At 70.2% G+C, this 17,443-nt stretch carries 14 protein-coding genes and 3 pseudogenes; 8 read left to right on the plus strand and 9 right to left on the minus strand.

Features of this window, described 5'->3' with window-relative positions; genetic code table 11:
• Positions 1 to 127 (plus strand): annotated as a pseudogene (locus I53_RS33160) (2-oxo acid dehydrogenase subunit E2); the annotation flags it as partial.
• A 2-nt stretch (positions 128 to 129) separates the two neighbouring features.
• Here I53_RS33160 and I53_RS11240 read toward each other — a convergent pair.
• Positions 130 to 531, minus strand: a pseudogene (locus I53_RS11240) (HisA/HisF-related TIM barrel protein); the annotation flags it as partial.
• 9 nt (positions 532 to 540) lie between these two features.
• On the opposite strand from I53_RS11240, the gene I53_RS11245 reads away from it, so the two are divergent.
• Genes I53_RS11245 through I53_RS11260 form a run of 4 tightly spaced genes read left to right on the plus strand, consistent with a single transcriptional unit; the run spans position 541 to position 3,248 of the window.
• Complete coding sequence (locus I53_RS11245; protein WP_043350556.1) at positions 541 to 1,590, plus strand: hydantoinase/oxoprolinase family protein; 1,050 nt, start codon at positions 541 to 543, stop codon at positions 1,588 to 1,590.
• A complete protein-coding gene (locus I53_RS11250) occupies positions 1,587 to 1,787 on the plus strand; it encodes a hypothetical protein (RefSeq protein WP_043350558.1) in 201 nt (66 codons plus the stop codon). The genes I53_RS11245 and I53_RS11250 overlap by 4 nt, the downstream gene beginning before the upstream one ends.
• 23 nt (positions 1,788 to 1,810) lie before the next feature.
• Positions 1,811 to 2,593 carry a hypothetical protein gene (locus tag I53_RS11255; protein ID WP_043350560.1) on the plus strand — a complete coding sequence of 261 codons (783 nt, stop codon included), beginning with the start codon at positions 1,811 to 1,813 and terminating at the stop codon, positions 2,591 to 2,593.
• 34 nt (positions 2,594 to 2,627) lie between these two features.
• Positions 2,628 to 3,248 (plus strand): GNAT family N-acetyltransferase, encoded by a 621-nt coding sequence (locus tag I53_RS11260; RefSeq protein WP_043350562.1) that lies wholly within the window; start codon positions 2,628 to 2,630, stop codon positions 3,246 to 3,248.
• 78 nt (positions 3,249 to 3,326) lie between these two features.
• On the opposite strand, the gene hpnH is transcribed toward I53_RS11260, so the two are convergent.
• The gene (gene hpnH, locus I53_RS11265) at positions 3,327 to 4,490 is read right to left on the minus strand and encodes an adenosyl-hopene transferase HpnH (RefSeq protein ID WP_043350566.1); all 1,164 of its coding nucleotides are present in this window, start codon (positions 4,488 to 4,490) and stop codon (positions 3,327 to 3,329) included.
• Between the two features lie 620 nt (positions 4,491 to 5,110).
• On the opposite strand from hpnH, the gene I53_RS11270 reads away from it, so the two are divergent.
• Positions 5,111 to 7,777 carry an MMPL family transporter gene (locus tag I53_RS11270; RefSeq protein ID WP_043350587.1) on the plus strand — a complete coding sequence of 889 codons (2,667 nt, stop codon included), beginning with the start codon at positions 5,111 to 5,113 and terminating at the stop codon, positions 7,775 to 7,777.
• 48 nt (positions 7,778 to 7,825) lie between these two features.
• Here I53_RS11270 and I53_RS11275 read toward each other — a convergent pair whose 3' ends face one another.
• From I53_RS11275 to I53_RS11300, 6 genes and pseudogenes are all read right to left on the minus strand, one after another.
• Entirely contained in the window at positions 7,826 to 8,701 is an 876-nt protein-coding gene (locus I53_RS11275; protein ID WP_043350569.1) for a bifunctional helix-turn-helix transcriptional regulator/GNAT family N-acetyltransferase, read from the minus strand.
• A 32-nt stretch (positions 8,702 to 8,733) separates the two neighbouring features.
• Complete coding sequence (gene hpnK / locus I53_RS11280; RefSeq protein ID WP_043350571.1) at positions 8,734 to 9,576, minus strand: hopanoid biosynthesis-associated protein HpnK; 843 nt, start codon at positions 9,574 to 9,576, stop codon at positions 8,734 to 8,736.
• 120 nt (positions 9,577 to 9,696) lie between these two features.
• A pseudogene (gene hpnJ / locus I53_RS11285) lies at positions 9,697 to 11,129 on the minus strand (hopanoid biosynthesis associated radical SAM protein HpnJ).
• Between the two features lie 57 nt (positions 11,130 to 11,186).
• A complete protein-coding gene (gene hpnI / locus I53_RS11290; protein WP_043350573.1) occupies positions 11,187 to 12,395 on the minus strand; it encodes a bacteriohopanetetrol glucosamine biosynthesis glycosyltransferase HpnI in 1,209 nt (402 codons plus the stop codon).
• An 87-nt stretch (positions 12,396 to 12,482) separates the two neighbouring features.
• Positions 12,483 to 13,136, minus strand: coding sequence for a phospholipid-binding protein MlaC (locus I53_RS11295; protein ID WP_043350575.1), 654 nt, complete (start codon positions 13,134 to 13,136; stop codon positions 12,483 to 12,485).
• Positions 13,127 to 14,239, minus strand: a complete 1,113-nt coding sequence (locus I53_RS11300) for a flippase-like domain-containing protein (RefSeq protein WP_043350577.1) — start codon at positions 14,237 to 14,239, stop codon at positions 13,127 to 13,129. Before I53_RS11300 ends, I53_RS11295 begins: the two co-directional genes overlap by 10 nt.
• Positions 14,240 to 14,448: 209 nt before the next feature.
• On the opposite strand from I53_RS11300, the gene I53_RS11305 reads away from it, so the two are divergent.
• The gene (locus tag I53_RS11305) at positions 14,449 to 15,624 is read left to right on the plus strand and encodes an amidinotransferase (protein ID WP_043350578.1); all 1,176 of its coding nucleotides are present in this window, start codon (positions 14,449 to 14,451) and stop codon (positions 15,622 to 15,624) included.
• 188 nt (positions 15,625 to 15,812) lie between these two features.
• On the opposite strand, the gene I53_RS11310 is transcribed toward I53_RS11305, so the two are convergent.
• The gene (locus I53_RS11310) at positions 15,813 to 16,823 is read right to left on the minus strand and encodes an alpha/beta fold hydrolase (RefSeq protein ID WP_043350580.1); all 1,011 of its coding nucleotides are present in this window, start codon (positions 16,821 to 16,823) and stop codon (positions 15,813 to 15,815) included.
• Positions 16,824 to 16,996: 173 nt separating this feature from the next.
• On the opposite strand from I53_RS11310, the gene I53_RS11315 reads away from it, so the two are divergent.
• The coding region (locus tag I53_RS11315; RefSeq protein WP_043350582.1) for a hypothetical protein at positions 16,997 to 17,443 on the plus strand (447 nt) is incomplete at its 3' end.

Consider the following 17,443-nt stretch of genomic DNA (forward strand, 5'->3'; position numbering starts at 1 on the left):
CGCCAAGCGCCTCACCGAGGCGATGCAGGTCGCCCCGCACTTCTACCTGACGGTGGATTGCGAGCTCGACGCGCTGATGAAGCTGCGGGAGACGCTCAACGGCTCCGCGGCCAAGGACAAGGACGGCGTCACGAGGCCGGCATCCGCCTGGCTCTCGCTGCCGATCACCGGACGCCCGAGGCCGGCGACCAGGAACGCCGCGACGCCCGCAGGCTCGGCGAAGCCGGCATCGACCCACAGGGCGATTCCCGGGCAGGCACGGGCAATCGCCTCCAAGGCGCGGAGGTCGGGCGCGGCGCGATCGATGATCGCGTCGAGGTCGGCGACGTAGAGGATCCCGGCGGGCCACGCATCGACCAGCCCGCGGGCCACCGCGTCCGGCGCCGAGCCCTTTGCCAAGGGCGTCTCGATCGGGGCATAGGAGGAGCGCTCACCCCGGCGCGCCCGCACCACGCGGCCGCCCCGGAGATCGAGCACCGGGATCACCGCGAAGCCGGGGCGCCCGATCCTGTGGTCCATCGAGGCGCTCATCGCGGTCCCATGCGCTCATCAAACCCAATGACGATCGGGTGGGACCTCGGCGGGGTCCACGTCAAGGTCGCCCTGGTGGAGGACGGCCGCGTCGTGGCCGCCGCCCAGGTGCCGTGCCCGCTCTGGCAGGGCCTACCGGCCCTCGACCGGGCGCTGGAGGCCGCCCCCGACTGGGCCCGCGGCGCGGCCCTGCACGCCGTGACCATGACGGGCGAACTGACCGATTGCTTCGCCGACCGGCGCGACGGCGTCGCGGCCCTGTCCGGATGGGCTGAATCTCACCTTGCCGGAACCGTGCGGATCTATGCCGGCCGCTCCGGCTTCGTCGCCCCGGAGGCGGCCGCCTCCCTGTCGGCGGACGTGGCCTCGGCCAACTGGCACGCCACCGCGGCCCTCGCCGGCCGGGTCGTCCCGGACGCGCTCCTGATCGATATCGGCTCGACCACCGCCGACCTGATTCCCATCGTGGGCGGGCGGCCGGCCGCGACCGGCTACAGCGATGCCGAGCGGCTGGAGACCGGCGAGCTCGTCTATACCGGCGCGGTGCGCACGCCGGTGATCGCGCTGTCCGGCCACGCCCCCTTCGCGGGCCGCCGGACCCGGCTGATGACCGAGACCTTCGCCCACATGGCGGACGTCTACCGCATCCTCGGCCTGCTCCCCGAAGGCGCCGACCAGCAGCCGAGCGGCGACCGCAAGGGCAAGACGGTCGCCGAGAGCGAGACCCGGCTCGCCCGGATCGTCGGGCGCGACCGGGCGGAGGCGCCCGCCTCGGCCTGGACGGCGCTCGCCGCCCACTTCGCCGAGGCGCAGCTGCGCCTGCTCCACGACGCGGCGGCGGACCTCCTCAGCCGGCCCGATCTCGGCGCGGACGCGCCCCTCGTCCTATGCGGCGCCGGCGCCTTCGTGGGCGCCCGCCTCGCGGAGCGGCTCGGCCGGCCGGCGACGCCGCTGGTGGCGCTGCTGGCGGACCGGATCGCCGGCGCGCGCGACGGGATCTCGACCTGTGGACCGGCGGTGGCGGTCGGCCTCATCGCCGCGGAGGAGGCAGTCGCATGAGTGCAATCAAGATCCTGGCCCGGATCCTGACGGCCCGGGTGGGGCCGCATATCGAATTGGCCGTGGAGACGGAATCCGGGGAGGTTCTGAAGGTGCTCGCCACCGAGGACCAGATCGACCGGCTGGTCGACGAGCTGGACGACATCCTCAACTCGCCGGCCGACCCGGAGGATGACGGGCCGCCCCAGGCGGCCTGACGCCGCGGGCCGTTCGGATCGCCATGAGCCTGATCGCCGCCAAGATCATCGTCACGCCGACGCTGATGTGGGCCGTCTCGGCGGCGGCGCGGCGATGGGGCAGCCTCGTCGGCGGCCTGCTCTCGGGGCTACCGCTCACCTCGGCGCCGATCTCGATCTACCTCGCCGCCGAGCAGGGCGAGCGTTTCGCCGCCGACGCCGCGATCGGCTCGGTGGAGGGGCTGGGCGCGGTCACGGCCAGCTATCTCGCCTACGCCGTCTCCGCGCCACGGATGGGGATCCTCGCCGCCATCCTCTTCGCTCTGGCGGCCTTCGTCCTCGGCGGCGCCCTGCTGCACGGACTCCTCCAGCCCGGCCTGTGGCTCGCCACGGCGATCGACCTGCCGGCGATGGCGCTGGTGGTCGCCCTGTGCCGGCCGCGCGTGGGGACCGAGGCGCCGGTCCGCCGGTCGCGCCCGCCGCGCTGGGACATGCCGGCCCGGCTCGCCGCCGCCACGGCCCTGGTCCTGCTGGTCTCGACGCTGGCGCCACATCTCGGCTCCGGCCTGAGCGGCGTCCTGGCGCCGATCCCGATCATCTCCTGGCCGCTGATCGTCTTCGCCCGGGTTCAGGACGGTGTCGGCGCCGCCCTCGACGTGGTGCGCGGCAGCGCCCAGGGCGCGTTCGGCGTGCTCGCCTTCTATGTCTGCGTGCACCTGCTGCTCGGGCGAATCGACCCGGTCGCGGCCTACGCCGTGTCCATCGCGGTCTCAGCGCTCTGCGTGCTGCCGTGGCTCGTCGCGCGGCGCCGCCCGCGGGCCGCGTGACCGAGCCGCGCCGACGCGACAGCGGAGGAGATTCATGCTGCCGGATACGGGGATCCCGACCCTCACCCCGGGCTACGCGGCGGTGCCGCCGGGCCATCTCGCCACCATCGTCACCAGCCTGGAGATGATCCGCCCGCCGCCCCCGCGTCCCGGACGGCCGTTCCCGCCGGGGCTCGCCCTCGAGCCCCTGGCGCGCACCGACCCGGAGACCTACCGGACCCTGTTCCGGGAGGTCGGCGCCGACTGGCTCTGGTTCTCGCGGCTCACACTGGCGGACGGGGCGCTGGCGGCGATCCTGGCCGACGGGGACGTCGAGATCTTCGCGCTCCGGCGGGACGGGCGGAACGTCGGCATGCTGGAACTCGATTTCCGCAGGCCCGGCACCTGCGAGCTGGTCTTTCTCGGACTGACCGGGGACGCGGTCGGAACCGGGATCGGCCGCACGCTGATGAACGCGGCGATCGGCCGGGCCTGGGCGCGTCCGATCACGCGGTTCTGGGTGCATACCTGCACCCTGGACCATCCCGGCGCGCTCGCCTTCTACCGGCGCTCGGGCTTCGTCCCCTTCGCGGTCCATGTCGAGGTCGCGCCCGATCCGCGGCTCGACGGGACCCTGCCGCGCACCTGCGCTTCGCACGTGCCGCGGCTCGGCTGACGCGACACGGAGATGCGGAAACCAAAAGACCCGCGGCCTCGCGGCCGCGGGTCTCGTGTCGTCAATCGTTCGGGCCGGTCAGGCGGCGGTGCGCTTGCGGGCTTCCTGCTTCGTGTCGACGCCGGCCGCTTTGATCTCGGACAGCTTCTGCGCGACGTTGCGCGAGAACACGAACTCGGCCGGGCGCTGGTTCTCCAGGCTGACCTCGGGGGCCATCGCGCCGTCGGTCTTGATGCCGCGGATCGCGTGCACCAGCGGCTTCCAGGGCTTGCGGACCGAATCGACCACCGAGGAGGCCTCGTAGCCCGAGTGGACCATGCAGTCGGCGCACTTCTCGTAGTTGCCGGTGCCGTAGGAATCCCAGTCGGTGGTCTCCATCAGCTCCTTGAAGGTCGCCGCGTAGCCCTCGCCGAGCAGGTAGCAGGGCTTCTGCCAGCCGAACACGGTGCGGGTCGGGTTGCCCCACGGGGTGCAATGGTAGGTCTGGTTGCCGGCCAGGAAGTCGAGGAACAGGCCCGACTGCTGGAAGGTCCACTTCTCGCGGCCCTTCTCCTTGCCGTGCCGGAACACGCCGCGGAACAGGTCCTTCGTCGCCTTGCGGTTCAGGAAGTGCTTCTGGTCGGGGGCGCGCTCGTAGGCGTAGCCGGGGGAGACGGTGATGCCGTCGATACCCATCCGGGTCACGCTGTCGAAGAAGTCGGCGATCTTCTCCGGCTGGGAATTGTTGAAGAAGGTGCAGTTGATGGTGACGCGGAAGCCCATCTCCTTGGCCTTCGCGATCGCCGCCACGGCCTTGTCGTAGACGCCGCGCTGGCACACCGACTGGTCGTGCATCTCCTTGTCGCCGTCCAGATGGATCGACCACGTGAAGTACGGGCTCGGCTTGTACTCCTTGATCTTCTTCTCGAGGAGCAGCGCGTTCGTGCAGACGATCGCGAACTTCTTCTGGGCGATGATGCCCTCGACGATCTGCGGCAGATCCTTGTGCAGGAGCGGCTCGCCGCCGGCGATCACCACCACCGGAGCGCCACACTCGCGCACCGATTCGAGGGCGTCGGCGACCGGCAGGCGCTTGTTCAGGATCTCGTCCGGATAGTCGATCTTGCCGCAGCCGGCGCAGGCCAGGTTACAGCGGAACAGCGGTTCCATCATCATCACAAGCGGGTAGCGCTTGCGGCCCGTGATGTGCTGCTTCAGGATGTAGCCGCCGATCTTCGCGACGTACCGGAGGGGGATACCCAAGATTGCGGCTCCTTACTTCGTCGACCCCGGGGCATTGGGGTGCTTAACGCGAAAAAATCTCGAATTCCAGCGATCTAGCTTGGAACTAATCTGAAACGACCCCGTTTCGGCGAGGTCATGACATCTTATCCTGCTCCTGACGCAACGGCGCCACACGCACCGCTCCCGCGGGATCCGTGGGCGGAGACGTCCGATCGTTGAGGACAGCACGTGCATTGCGTCGGCAATACGACCGGAATCCCAAGATTCTGGTGGCCGCGCCAGGATCGCCGTGCGCTAGCGCACACGGACAGGCGCGGGATGCGCGCCACAGCGGCCGCGTTGCAATCTGGCATCGCCCTCTTTACTGAGCCTCGTGGCCGCGATGCAAGTCCCGGCCCGCGGCGGGTGACCCGACCGCGGACCGCATCATCGGGCGGAGTCGGGTCCTGGACGCGCAAGGCGTGGCCAGAACGGGCAGTGCGGCGTTCCTCGAACCCGATGCGCACCCGACCGGATCGCGGCGCGATCGGCCGGCGGAGCCCGGGGCCCGTCCGTGTCGGTGGGCGGGGTCTGGACCGGACGAATGACAGGAGCCGGTCGCGCATGGGGCGCGTCCGATGCGAACAGGCAGGGTGCTCGTGATCGAAAGTCTCGTCGCGTTCTCGGTGCGGTATCGGTGGATCGTGATCGCCTTCACGGCGTTCGTCACGGTCGCGAGCCTCGGGGTCGCGGCGCACCTGTTCCGAATCAACACGGATGTCGAGCGGCTGATCGACCCGAAGGAGCCGTGGCGGCAGGACGAGATCAATTTCGAGAAGGCGTTCCCGCAGCGCAGCAACACGATCGTCGCGGTGATCAACGGCGAGACGCCCGAGGAGACCGAGGAGGCGGCCGCCAACCTCGCCAAGGCGCTGACCGCCCACAAGAACCTGATCGAGACGGTCTACCGGCCCGATGGCGGCCCGTTCTTCAACAAGAACGGCCTGCTGCTGATGTCGCAGGCGGACCTCGACAAGACCCTCGAAGCGCTGACCCAGCAGCAGGGCCTGCTCGGGCCGCTCGCCGCCGATCCGTCCCTGCGGGGCGTGATGCGGGTGCTGACGCTGGGCGCCCGCGGCGTGAAGACCGGCGACGCCAAGCTCGAGGATCTCGAGAAGCCCATGGGGCAGATCGACGACACGCTGCAGAAGGTGCTGGCCGGCAAGCCGGCGCGGATGTCGTGGCAGGAGCTGCTGTCGGGGGGCCAGACCAGCGTCACCGACAAGATGAAGTTCGTGGTGATCCAGCCGGTCCTCGACTTCAACGCCCTGGAGCCCGGCTACCAGGCGACCAAGCTGATCCGCAACGTCGCGAAGGATCTGGGGATCGACGGGCAGAACGGCCTGCGCATGCGCCTGACCGGCACGGTGGCGGTGGCGGACGAGGAGTTCGCGACGCTGTCGGAGGATGCGGGCCTCAACAACAGCATCATCGTCGGCGCGATCGTGCTGTTCCTGTGGCTGGCCCTGCGCTCGGGCAAGCTCGTCGGCGCGGTGATCATCACCACCTTCGCGGGTCTCGTGGTCACGGCCGCCCTGGGCCTCGTCATGGTCAAGGAGCTGAACCCGATCTCGGTGGCCTTCGCGGCCCTGTTCGTCGGGCTCGGCATCGATTTCGGCATCCAGTTCTCGGTGCGCTACCGGGCGGACCGCTACGAGCAGCCGACCCTGGAGAGCGCGATCCGCGCCGCCGCCCGCGGGGTCGGCTGGTCTCTGACGCTCGCCGCGGTGTCGCTGGTCGCGGGCTTCTTCGCCTTCCTGCCCACGGCCTTCCGGGGCGTGTCGGAGCTTGGCCTGATCGCCGGCGTCGGCATGGTGGTGGCCTTCCTGTTCTCCCTGACGCTGCTGCCCGCGCTGATCGCGGTGTTCAAGCCCGTGGGCGAGAAGGCGGCGGTGCAGACCAACTGGCTCGTCGGCGTCGATCCGTGGATCATCCAGCACCGCAAGCCGATCCTGATCGGCGTCGGCCTCGTGACCCTGGCCGGAGCGCCGCTGCTCTGGCACCTGCCGTTCGACTCGAACCCGATGCACCTGCGCAGCCCCAAGACGCAGTCCATCGCGACCTATCTGGACCTGATCAAGAATCCCGAGACCAGCCCGAACTTCATCGACGTGCTGGCGCCGAGCGTCGATGCAGTCCCGGCGCTGTCGAAGACGCTTCTGGCCCTTCCGGTCACCGCCTCGGTCAACAGCATCGACACGTTCGTCCCGCGCGACCAGGACAAGAAGCTGGCCCAGGTCGCCGATACGGCCCAGCTCCTCGACCCGGTGCTCAATCCCGGCCGCCGGCCGCCGCCGCCGACCGACGCCGACAACGTCAAGGCGCTCAAGGACGCCGCCGCGGCGCTCAACGGCCTCTCGACCGACGCCAAGGGCGACGCGAAGGGCGCCCAGGAGGCCAAGCGCCTCGCCGGCACCCTCGACAAGCTCGCCGCCGGCCCGGTGCAGATCCGCGAGGCGGCTTCGGTGGCGCTGACCAAGGACCTCGTGCCGCTGCTGGCGCGCCTGCGCGACCTGCTGCATCCCGAGAAGATCACGCTGGAGAACCTGCCGCCGCAGCTCAAGGCCGACTGGGTGGCGGCGGACGGGCGTGCGCGCATCGAGGTCCACCCCAAGGGTGATTCGAACGACGACACGGTCCTGCGCCGCTTCTCGGACGAGGTCCTGAAGGTCGCCCCGCACGCCACCGGTGCGCCCGTGGCCACGACGCAGTCGAGCTACACGATCCTGGGCGCCTTCGTGCAGGCGGCGGTGACGGCCTTCGTGCTGATCTTCGTCATCCTGTCGGTCGCCCTGCGGAAACCCTGGGACGTGGCGATGACCCTCGGCCCGCTGGTGATCGCGACCCTCTGGACGCTCATGGCGATGCGCATCGTCGGCATGCCGCTGAACTTCGCCAACATCATCGCCCTGCCGCTGATGCTCGCGGTCGGCGTAGCGTTCCACATCTACTACGTGATCGCGTGGCGGGCGGGCGTGACCGACATGCTCGCCTCCAGCCTGACCCGGGCGATCTTCTTCTCCGCGCTGACCACCGGCAGCGCCTTCGGATCGCTGGTCCTGTCGAGCCATCCGGGCACGGCGAGCATGGGCAAGCTGCTGGCGCTGTCGCTGTTCTTCACCCTGGTGGCGGCGTTCTTCGTGGTGCCGGCGACCCTCGGTGAGCCGCCGGCGCAGCCCGACGATGACCGTCCGGAAGCCGAGAAGGCGGCCGGCGCGGCCCTGCGCAAGACCGCCCCGCACCAGGATCCGGTGCCGGCCAAATAGGACGGGCCGAGTCGCGCCGGCCGGTCGCGGCCGGCGCTACGGAAGGCCTCAGAGGGCCTTCTCGAAGAAATGGTCCGGGTAGGGGTCGTCGTTGAACCGGTCGATCTCCACCCAGCCCGATCGCCGGTAGAGCGTCAGGGCCTCGGGGAGGGCACTGTTGGTGTCGAGCCGCAGCGTCCGGATCCCGAGGTCGCGGGCGGCCACCTCGGCCGCCTGCATCAGCCGCTTGGCAAGGCCCAGCCCGCGGGCCGCGGGATCGATCCAGAGCCGCTTGATCTCCGCGACCGCGCCGCCGTTCCCCTTGAGCCCGACGCATCCGACCGGCAGCCCGTCGCCGCTCGCGAGCAGGAACACGCCGCGTGGGCGCACCATGGCGGCGGCCTCGGGGTCGCACGACCGGGCGACGTCGAACCCGCCGGCGAATCGGCTGGCCAGCTCGGCGTAGTAGGCGTCGAGGCAGGCGCGGGACGCTGCGCCGGTCGGATCAGTCTCCGTGATGGCGATGGCGTCGTGGCTGAGAACGAGGGCGACCCGGTCCATGGCGTGCAGGAGCGCGTCCACCTGCGGCGCGCGCTCCAGCAGGGCGACGGCGCGGGCATCCGACAGCGCCTCGTAGGCCGCGAACTCGCTCCGCCCGGCCTCGGTCAGCGACGCGATCCGGCGACGGGCATCCGCGGGATGCGGCGCCGTCGCGACCAGTCCCTCCTCCTCCAGGCCCCGCAGGAGACGGCTCATCAGGCCGGAATCGAGGCCGAGATAGGTGCGGATCGCGCCGACCTCCGTGCGCCCGGCCCCGATCGCGTTCAGGACGCGCGCGGCCCCCAGGGGACGGCCCCGGCCGAGGAATGAGGAATCGAGCGCCCCGACCTCGGCGGTGACGGCACGGGCGAACCGGCGGACACGGGCGATCTCGGCGGGCGTCATTTTATCTGACTAAAGTCAGATATCGGCGCTGGTCAAGTGAGGAAGTCGGAGAAGCCGCCGCGGATCGCGCCCGAGGCTTCGGCTGCCGCGCGGGAGGCGGGGGCGGTCAGCGCATCGCGCTCGTCGGCATAGCGGTAGCCCGGCGCCTCGCCCGGGAAGCCGCCGCCGGTGGCCGGATGGGTGTAGAGTTCGGTCAGGCCGTCGGGGAGCTGGGTCAGCAGCGCCGCGACGCGCACCGGTGTCATGGCGCCGGACCAGGCCAGGCCGAGGGTGCGGTCGGGGATCAGCAGCCCGGCCTGACGGGCGCGCACGGCGAGCAGCGCCGCCCAGGGGGCGATGTCGAGGGCGGCCCGCGGCCGCGCTCCGGGCTCGGCGCGGCGCAGGATCTCCCGCGGCTCCCGGGGCACCCGCAGGGCGCGCATGCCGAAGTCGCGGCCGATGCGCAGCACCGCGCCCGCGATCAGCGGATGGACGTGGAAATGCTTGTGGGCGTTGACATGGTCGAGCGGCAGGCCGGTCGCCCGGTAGGCCTCGAACTGGGCGCGGATCTCAGCCGCGAGCTGCCGCCGGGCGGCGGGCTTGCGGGCGAAGTCGAGGCCGAGGCGCCCCATGTCGGCGCGCATCAGACCGGCCGCGTCGGTCAGGTCGGGCAGGTCCGCGGGGGGGAGGGTGGGCCACGCCTCGACGAGGACGAGGTGCAGCCCGACCCGCAGGGACGGCATCCGCCGGGCCCGCGCCACCGCGTCGGCGGCGGCCGGCGCCGAGACCATCAGGCTCGCCGCCGTGAGGATCCCGTCGCGATGGGCCTGCTCGACGGCCTCGTTGACCTCGGGGCTCAGCCCGAAATCGTCCGCGGTGACGACCAGACGCTTCACGCAAACCTCGTAACGGGTGTCGAGAGGGCGTGCCCTCTCGCGGGTCCAGGGCGGAGCCCTGGGTAGGGGGCGGGGCTCTGCCCCGCTCCCCGCCGGGGCCGAAGGCCCCGGACCCCTGACTTACGCCGCCTTGGCGGTGCCCTGACGCTCCTTGAGGAAGCGGTAGAACTCGACGCCCTCGCGCAGGCGGCGCTTCATCATGTCGGGCGAGCGCACCATCTCGCTCACGATCGAGGCGATCTTCGGCGCCCGGAAGTAGAACTTCTTGTAGAACTCCTCGACCGAGGTGAAGATCTCGGTGTGCGAGAGGTGCGGGTAGTGCAGCGGCGCGACCTGCACGCCGTTCTCGTCGACGAGTTCGGCGTTCTCGATGTCGAGCCAGCCGTTCTCCACCGCCTGCTTGTACAGGAACGTGCCCGGGTAGGGCGCGGCCAGGGAGACCTGGATCGTGTGCGGGTTGATCCGCTTGGCGAAGGCGATCGTCTCCTGGATCGTCTCCTTGGTCTCGCCCGGCAGGCCGAGGATGAAGGTGCCGTGGATGGCGATGCCCAGGTCGTGGCAATCCTTGGTGAACTTCTCGGCGACCTCGACCCGCATGCCCTTCTTGATGTTGTGCAGGATGGTCTGGTTGCCGGACTCGTAGCCGACCAGCAGCAGGCGCAGGCCGTTCTCCTTGAGCACCTTCAGGGTCTCGCGCGGCACGTTCGCCTTGGCGTTGCACGACCACGTGACGCCAAGCTTGCCGAGCTCGCGGGCGATCTCCTCGGCGCGCGGGAGGTTGTCGGTGAAGGTGTCGTCGTCGAAGAAGAACTCCTGGTCTGCGGGAACTCCTTCAGGCAGTACTTGATCTCTTCGATCACGTGGGCGACCGAGCGGGTGCGGTAGGTGTGGCCGCCGACCGTCTGCGGCCAGAGGCAGAAGGTGCAGCGGCTCTTGCAGCCCCGGCCGGAGTAGAACGAGATGTAGGGGTGCTTCAGGTAGCCGATGAAGTACTTCTCCATCTCCAGGTCGCGCTTGTAGACGCTGGTGACGAAGGGCAGCTGGTCCATGTCGGTCATGATCTCGCGGTCCTCGTTATGGACCACGACACCGTTGGCGTCGCGATAGGACAGGCCCTTGATCTCCGACATCGGGACGCCCTCGGCGACTTCCTTGACGGTGAAGTCGAACTCGTTGCGGGCGCAGAAATCGACCACCGGGGCCTGGGCCATGGCGCCGGCGGCGTCGACCGCGACCTTGGCGCCGATCAGGCCGGCGATCAGCTTCGGGTTGGCGGCCTTCAGCGCCTCGATCGTCTTCACGTCGGACTTGAACGACGGCACCGAGGTGTGGAGCACGACGAGGTCGAAATCGTTGGCCTGGGCCACGATCTCGGGAAGCTTGATGTTGTGCGGCGGCGCGTCGATCAGCTTCGAATTCGGCACCAGGGCGGCCGGCTGGGCCAGCCAGGTCGGGTACCAGAACGACTTGATCTCGCGCTTGGCTTGATAGCGGGAGCCGGCACCGCCGTCGAAACCGTCGAAGGTGGGGGCCTGGAGGAAGAGCGTGCGCATGGGGTTCAAGGCCTCAGGGCAATGCCGGGGGGAGGGGGAAGGAAGCGAAAGCCGGGATCAGCGGGTGGGCGCGCCGGCATCGCGGCCGAGTTCGGCGTCCGGGATCAGGGTGCCATCCGCAACCACGTGATAATCGTGACCTTTCCATGTCACCGCCCCCGACACGAAGGCCCAGGAGAAGTTCAGGAAGGAGAGGATGTCGCGGATCGGCAACAGTCCGTAGGGGTGCGGAGCCAAGCCGAAGGCACGCTCCAGTTGCCGACAGAGCAGGACCCGACTCGCCAGCGCCGCAGCGGCGACCCAGAGCGCGCCGGTGCCGGCGCCGGGCAGGAGGGCGCCCAGCAAGGCGAGGGGGAAGGCGTGGGTGACGATCGAGCCGGCATAGCCGGCCGGATCGACGGTGCGGATGGTGCGGTTCCAGCGCAGCTCGTGCCGCCACAGGCCGGCGAGGTCGGTGTCGACGCTGGTATGGCCGATAGTGAAGCTGGGGATCGCCACACGGCCGCCGAGGCCGCGCAGGGCGGCGCCGATGGCGTAATCGTCCGCGAGATCGTTGCGGAAGGTGCGGAAGCCCCCCACCGCCTCGAGGCTCGCCCGGGTGAAGGCCACCGTGGAGCCGAAGCAGGGCTTCGCCAATCCGAGGCTCAGGCCCATCACCACGTTGGGCAGGAACTGCGTGTCGATCGCGAGCGTCGAGAGCTGGTCGTAGAGGCCGCGATAAGCGGGCACGCCGTGATACAGGCAGGTGACGCCGGTGACGCCGTCCTGCGACAGCTCCGCCACGAGGCGCTCCAGATAGTCGGGGCCGACCACCATGTCGCTGTCGGCCAACACCACCACGTCGTGGGCGATGGCCTCGGCCATGTTGATCAGGTTGGAGACCTTCCGGTTCGAGCCGTGCTGGCGACTGTCGATCACGAGGTCGATGCGGGCATCGGGATAGGCCTGCTGCAGCCGCTCCACCACGCCGATCGCCGGATCGGTGGTCCTCTGGACGCCGAACAGGATCTGGACCGGCCCGGCATAGTCCTGGCGCAGCACGGTCTCGAGATTCGCGTAGAGGTTCGGCTCGAGACCGCAGAGCGGCTTGAGGACGGTCACGGAAGGCCGGGCCGCGCCGCCGGCAAGCACCGGGGGGCGGCGCGCCGCGTAGCGGCCGGCGCAGACGGCGGCGGCCAAGCCGTAGACGCAGCCCGCCGCCGCCAGGATCAGGCAGAGCAGCGAAAGCCACGAGAGGCCGAGCAGCGCCAGCGAAGAGACATCCATCCGGTCGGATCCGTGCGGTCGTCCGGCCGCCTCAGGCGGCGAAGGCCGCGAACGGCCGGTTCAGGTCGGCACTGGCGGAGACGACGCTCACGGCGTCGGCTTCGCGGCGAGCATGCCGTCGGCCCGCGCCCGGAGGAACTTCACGACGCCGTCGGCCCCCCCGGATTTCAGGGGCGCCGACAGGGCGTTGCGCTGCGCGGCGATCTCGCTGACATCGCCGTTGAGCAGCACGTCCTGGATGCGGTTGTCGGCGTTGACCACGAAGTCCACGGCGGAATCGTCGCCATCCGCCGCGGTGACGCGGGTCGGCACCACGCGCTGGGCGCCGCGCTCCTCGATCTTCGGGGTCACCTCGAACTTGCCGCCGGCGGCGCGGGCCAGCCGGTTGGCGTAGGTGACGGTCAGGCTGCGCTTGAAGGCGTCGATCACCGCCGCCTGCTGCTCCGGGGTGAAGCTCGACCATTTCGAGCCCACGGCGATGCGGGTCATGGCGGGAAAATCAAACGCCTTCTCGATCGCCGGCCCGACGGCCTCGACCCGCGCCGGCAGGGGGCTCGGGCCATCCTTCAGCGCCGCCGCGAAGGCGGCGTAGAGGTCGCGCACGGTCTGAACGGCGGCCTCGTCGGCAGCCCAGGCGGGACCCGCGGCGAGCAGGGGCAGAGCCAAGGGAACGGTGATCGAGGGAACGGTGCTCAAGGGAGCGGCGACGAGGGCGGCCGCGAGCCGGCGGGTCAGGCGCACTTCTTCAACTCCTCGCCGTCACCGAGCCGCGACCCCATGCGCGGCGGGGCGTAGCTGTAGAACGGCCCCAGCGTCGCGGGCGGCGCGATCCTCTTGGCCTTGCGTCCGGCCTCCGGAACCGGCTCGCGCTCCTCCTCCTCGGGCGCCTCGGACCGGAGCTTGGACTCGATCCGGTGCCAGAGCAGGAGGCTCGGGAGCCCGACGCCGAGATCGGCGAAGCGCTTGACCAGGGAGAGGGCGAGCGCCGCCTCGGCCGGGATATCGAACAGGCCGCAGAGGGCGATCAGGCCGCCCTCCTGCGCGCCGAGGGCACCGGGCACCGCGAAGGCCGCGCCGCGCACCGCCTGGGCGAGGCTCTCGATCATCAGCGCCTGCGCGAAATCGATGGGATAGCCCATGAAGCGCAGGCAGACGTAGACCTCCAGCGTTCCGATCACCCAGCCGGCGAGGTGCACCGCCAGAGCCAGCGCGAAACGCCCGTGGTTGCCGTAGAGCCGGCGCAGGCTGTCGTAGAGCTGGTCGATCGCGCCGAAGGCGCGCCATTCGCGCCCCGAGGCGAAGCGGCTGAGCAGCCCCTGGATCAGGCGGTGCCCGGCCCGCCGCTGGATCAGATAGAAGGCGCCGAGGGCCGGAACCGCCAGGGCCAGGCCGCCCTCGACCGTGTGGGCGATCGGGCCGTCGCCGGAGATCAGGACCAGCAGGGCGAGGCCGACCACGGTGAACAGGAGCTGTGTCAGCGCCTGGGTCATCAGATCGACGAACATGCTGGCGCCCGCGAGCGCGCCGGGGACGTTGCGCTTCGACAGGAGGCGCGCGCCGACGAAGTCGCCGCCAACGGTGGCAACGGGCAGCAGCGTGTTGATGCCCTCACGGACGAAGCGGAGGGACACGCAGTCGGCGAGCTTGGCCGCGGCCCGCGGAAAGACCACGTACCAGCCGAGCCCCGCCCAGGCGACGGCCACGATGCGGGCGAGCACCACCAGGGCGGCGCCCCAGCCGGCGCTCACGACGGCGGCCGACACATCCTCCAGTCCGGAGGACATGAACAGGCCGACGACCGTGCACAGACCGGCGATCGAGGCCAGGGTCGTGAGGCGCTTCATTGTCGTCTTTCAAGCTCGCAAAAGGCTTGATGCGGGAAATCGGTCACGGTCGCGGCAGAAATAGGTCCGTCGGCCCGGGAACGTTTCTGTCACGTTGCAGCACGGATTAGCGGTGTCTATCACCCGTTTGACACACCGGGTGCCAAAGCGGCGCGGGGCTTGAGCGCCTACGCAGAAGGCCGCGGCACGTCGCAGAAGGGGCACACGTCATGGAGCGCGAATCACCGATCACGGCCCTCGAGGCCGTGACCGACGAAACGCATGCCGGCGGCCTTACGGGCAGAATGGAACCGGGTGTCCCGGCCCCCCAGTCCCCGGTCATGGCCTGGAACGAGTGGGATCCGCTGGAGGAGGTGATCGTCGGCTCCCTCGACGGCGCCACGATCCCGACCCATCACCTCACGGTGATCTTCAACCTGCCGCGCGCCGCGCAGCCGTTCTACCGGCTGGCGAGCGGGTGGAAGTATCCGAAGTTCATGAAGAAGCTCGCCCAGGCCGAGCTCGACAACTTCATCACCATCCTCGCCGGCGAGGGCGTGAAGGTCCGCCGCCCGGACGCGGTGGACTTCTCCAAGAAGTTCAAGGCCCCACGCTGGTCCTCCCGGGGCTTCTGCGTGGCCTGCCCGCGCGACCCGTATCTCGTCATCGGCGACGAGATCATCGAGAGCCCGATGTGCTGGCGCTCGCGCTACTTCGAGGGCGACGCCTACCGGTCGCTGTTCAAGGAATACTTCCGCGCCGGCGCCCGCTGGACCTCGGCCCCGCGGCCGCAGCTCACGGACGACCTCTACAACTACGATTACCGGGTGCCGAACCTGAAGGCCGGCGAGCCCATGCAGTTCACGGTGAACGAGTTCGAGCCGGTCTTCGACGCCGCCGACTTCGTCCGCTGCGGCCGGGACCTGTTCGTCACCCGCTCCAACGTGACGAACCTGATGGGCATCGAGTGGCTGCGCCGCCACCTCGGCCCGGGCTTCCGCATCCACGAGATCGAGAGCCGCTGCCCGCAGCCGATGCACATCGACTCGTCGTTCATGCCGCTGGCCCCCGGCAAGGTGCTGGTGAACCCAGACTACGTCGACGTCGAGAAGCTGCCGGCCGTGCTCAAGAAGTGGGACGTGCTGATCGCCCCGCGCCCCGACCCGGTCGAGGGCTTCATGAGCAAGATCTCGATGTGCTCGCCCTGGACCTCGATCAACGTCCTGGCGATCACCGAGAAGAAGATCGTCGTCGACCAGAGCCAACCAACGCTGATCAAGGCTCTGAAGGATTGGGGCTTCGACCCGATCCCGGCGCCGTTCCTCAGCTACGGCCCGTTCGGCGGCTCGTTCCACTGCGCGACCCTCGACGTCCGCCGCCGCGGCGTGCTGAAGTCGTACTTCTAGGACCGGTCCACGCCGACGACCGTCATCGCCGGTCGTCGGCGATCGCCGGAGATCCGAACCACGCCCCGCATCCTGAGGCGGCGGGCGATCAACGATCGCTCGGCACCCCAGGATGAGATCGAGGACGGGATTGGCCGATCGAGCACGCCGTCAGATGCATCCGCGCCGGCACACGGACGACCGGACTTTTACGGTGCGGACATCCCCTTGATCAGCGCCGCGTTGAATCCCTCGGGGTCGGACATCTGCGGCGCGTGGCCCAGGGCCGGGAACTCCACGAGCCTGGCCCCCGGGATCGCCTGGGCGGCCGCCTTGCCGAGCTCCGGGTAGTTCCCGAGCCGGCCCCGCACCTCCGGCGGGGCGAGGTCCTTGCCGATCGCCGTGTTGTCCTTCTGGCCGATCATCAGCAGGGTCGGAACCGCGATCTGCGGGAACCGGTAGACCACCGGCTCGGTGACGATCATGTCGTAGAGGAGCGCCGAGTCCCAGGCGACCGCCTCCTTGCCGGTGCCGCCGTTGAGACCCGCCAGCATCGTCACCCACGGCTCGTAGCGGGGCTCCCACTGGCCGGCATAGTAGGTCGCCGTCTCATAGGCCCGGATCGAATCCGCCGTCACCTTCAGCTCGCGCTCGTACCAGTGCTCCACCGAGGTCGGCGGCACGCCCTTGGCGGCCCAATCCTCCAGGCCGATCGGGTTGACCAGCACGAGCTGCTCCACCGCCTTGGGGTAGAGCAGGGCGTAATGGGCGGCCAGCATGCCGCCCGTGGAATGGCCGACCAGGACCGGGCGCTCGATCCCGAGCTTGGCCAGGAGGGCGTGGGTGTTCTCGGCGAGCTGCCGGAAGGTGAACTGGTAGGCCGCCGGCTTGCTCGACTTGCAGAAGCCGATCTGGTCCGGCGCGATCACCCGGTACCCGGCGGCGCTGAGCGCGCGGATCTGGCTCTCCCAGGTGGCCGCGCAGAAGTTCTTGCCGTGCAGCAGCACGGCGGTCCGGCCGTTCGGCGTCGCCGGTCGGACGTCGAGATAGGCCATCTGCAGCGGCTGGCGCTGCGAGGTGAACAGGAACCGCTCCACCGGGAACGGGTAGGCGAAGCCCTCGAGTTCCGGCCCGTAGGTCGGCTGCGGTTGCGGCTCCGCGGAGACGCCGCCGGGCAGCGCCAGGGCCAGGAGAGCGGAGGCGAGGACGGTTCGAAGCATGGCCGCGACGGAGCCTGATCTGCGAGCGGCGTGCGGCGCCGCGCCGCCCGCTCAGATCGGGCATCCGGGATGCCCTGTCCATGCGCAGTCGGCATTTGTCGCGCCGCGGCTACGCGGCTCGGGCAACCCGCGCTATCTGGTGCAAGCCGATCTGTCCTGCCGCGGATTTCCCCATGCTGCGCCTCTCCGCTCTGACTGTCCTCGTCGGCGTGTTCAGTCTCGGATCCGCACCAGCCCGCGCCGCCGACGCCTGCGACACGCTCGCCGCGACGGTGATCCGCGCGACCGGAGCCTCCCTGGCCGGTCGGACGGGCCCCGTCGCGGTATTCCGGGCGCAGGATGCCGAGCGGATGAGCCTCGATTGCCGCGCCCCCGCCAGGCTCACCGTGGCATCCCTCGATCGCGAGCCGCCCCCGGGCTACTTCATCCTGATCGGCCGCGCGGCGCGGGCGCTGGCCGGGGCTGACGCCGCCTCGGCCGAGGTTCTGGCGCTCAACCTCCACCAGGCCAGCCTTCTGGCGCAGGCCCCGCGCCGGGGCGGCATCGGCCCGATCCTGATGCTGTGCGAGACCGGGCCCCGGACCGATGGCCTGAGGGACGACCTCACCGTCGCCGGCTGC

Origin of the sequence: Methylobacterium sp. B1 (assembly GCF_000333255.1) — a bacterium.
In the GTDB taxonomy this organism is placed as follows: Bacteria; Pseudomonadota; Alphaproteobacteria; order Rhizobiales; family Beijerinckiaceae; genus Methylobacterium; species Methylobacterium fujisawaense.

What these genes read in the sequence shown, in the direction of transcription:
- I53_RS11245 (WP_043350556.1), top strand. Translation starts at nt 541, where the DNA reads ATGCGCTCATCAAACCCAATGACGATCGGGTGGGACCTCGGCGGGGTC.
- I53_RS11250 (WP_043350558.1), top strand. Translation starts at nt 1,587, where the DNA reads ATGAGTGCAATCAAGATCCTGGCCCGGATCCTGACGGCCCGGGTGGGG.
- I53_RS11255 (WP_043350560.1), top strand. Translation starts at nt 1,811, where the DNA reads ATGAGCCTGATCGCCGCCAAGATCATCGTCACGCCGACGCTGATGTGG.
- I53_RS11260 (WP_043350562.1), top strand. Translation starts at nt 2,628, where the DNA reads ATGCTGCCGGATACGGGGATCCCGACCCTCACCCCGGGCTACGCGGCG.
- I53_RS11275 (WP_043350569.1), bottom strand. Translation starts at nt 8,701, where the DNA reads ATGACGCCCGCCGAGATCGCCCGTGTCCGCCGGTTCGCCCGTGCCGTC.
- hpnI (WP_043350573.1), bottom strand. Translation starts at nt 12,395, where the DNA reads ATGGATGTCTCTTCGCTGGCGCTGCTCGGCCTCTCGTGGCTTTCGCTG.
- I53_RS11300 (WP_043350577.1), bottom strand. Translation starts at nt 14,239, where the DNA reads ATGAAGCGCCTCACGACCCTGGCCTCGATCGCCGGTCTGTGCACGGTC.
- I53_RS11305 (WP_043350578.1), top strand. Translation starts at nt 14,449, where the DNA reads ATGGAGCGCGAATCACCGATCACGGCCCTCGAGGCCGTGACCGACGAA.
- I53_RS11310 (WP_043350580.1), bottom strand. Translation starts at nt 16,823, where the DNA reads ATGCTTCGAACCGTCCTCGCCTCCGCTCTCCTGGCCCTGGCGCTGCCC.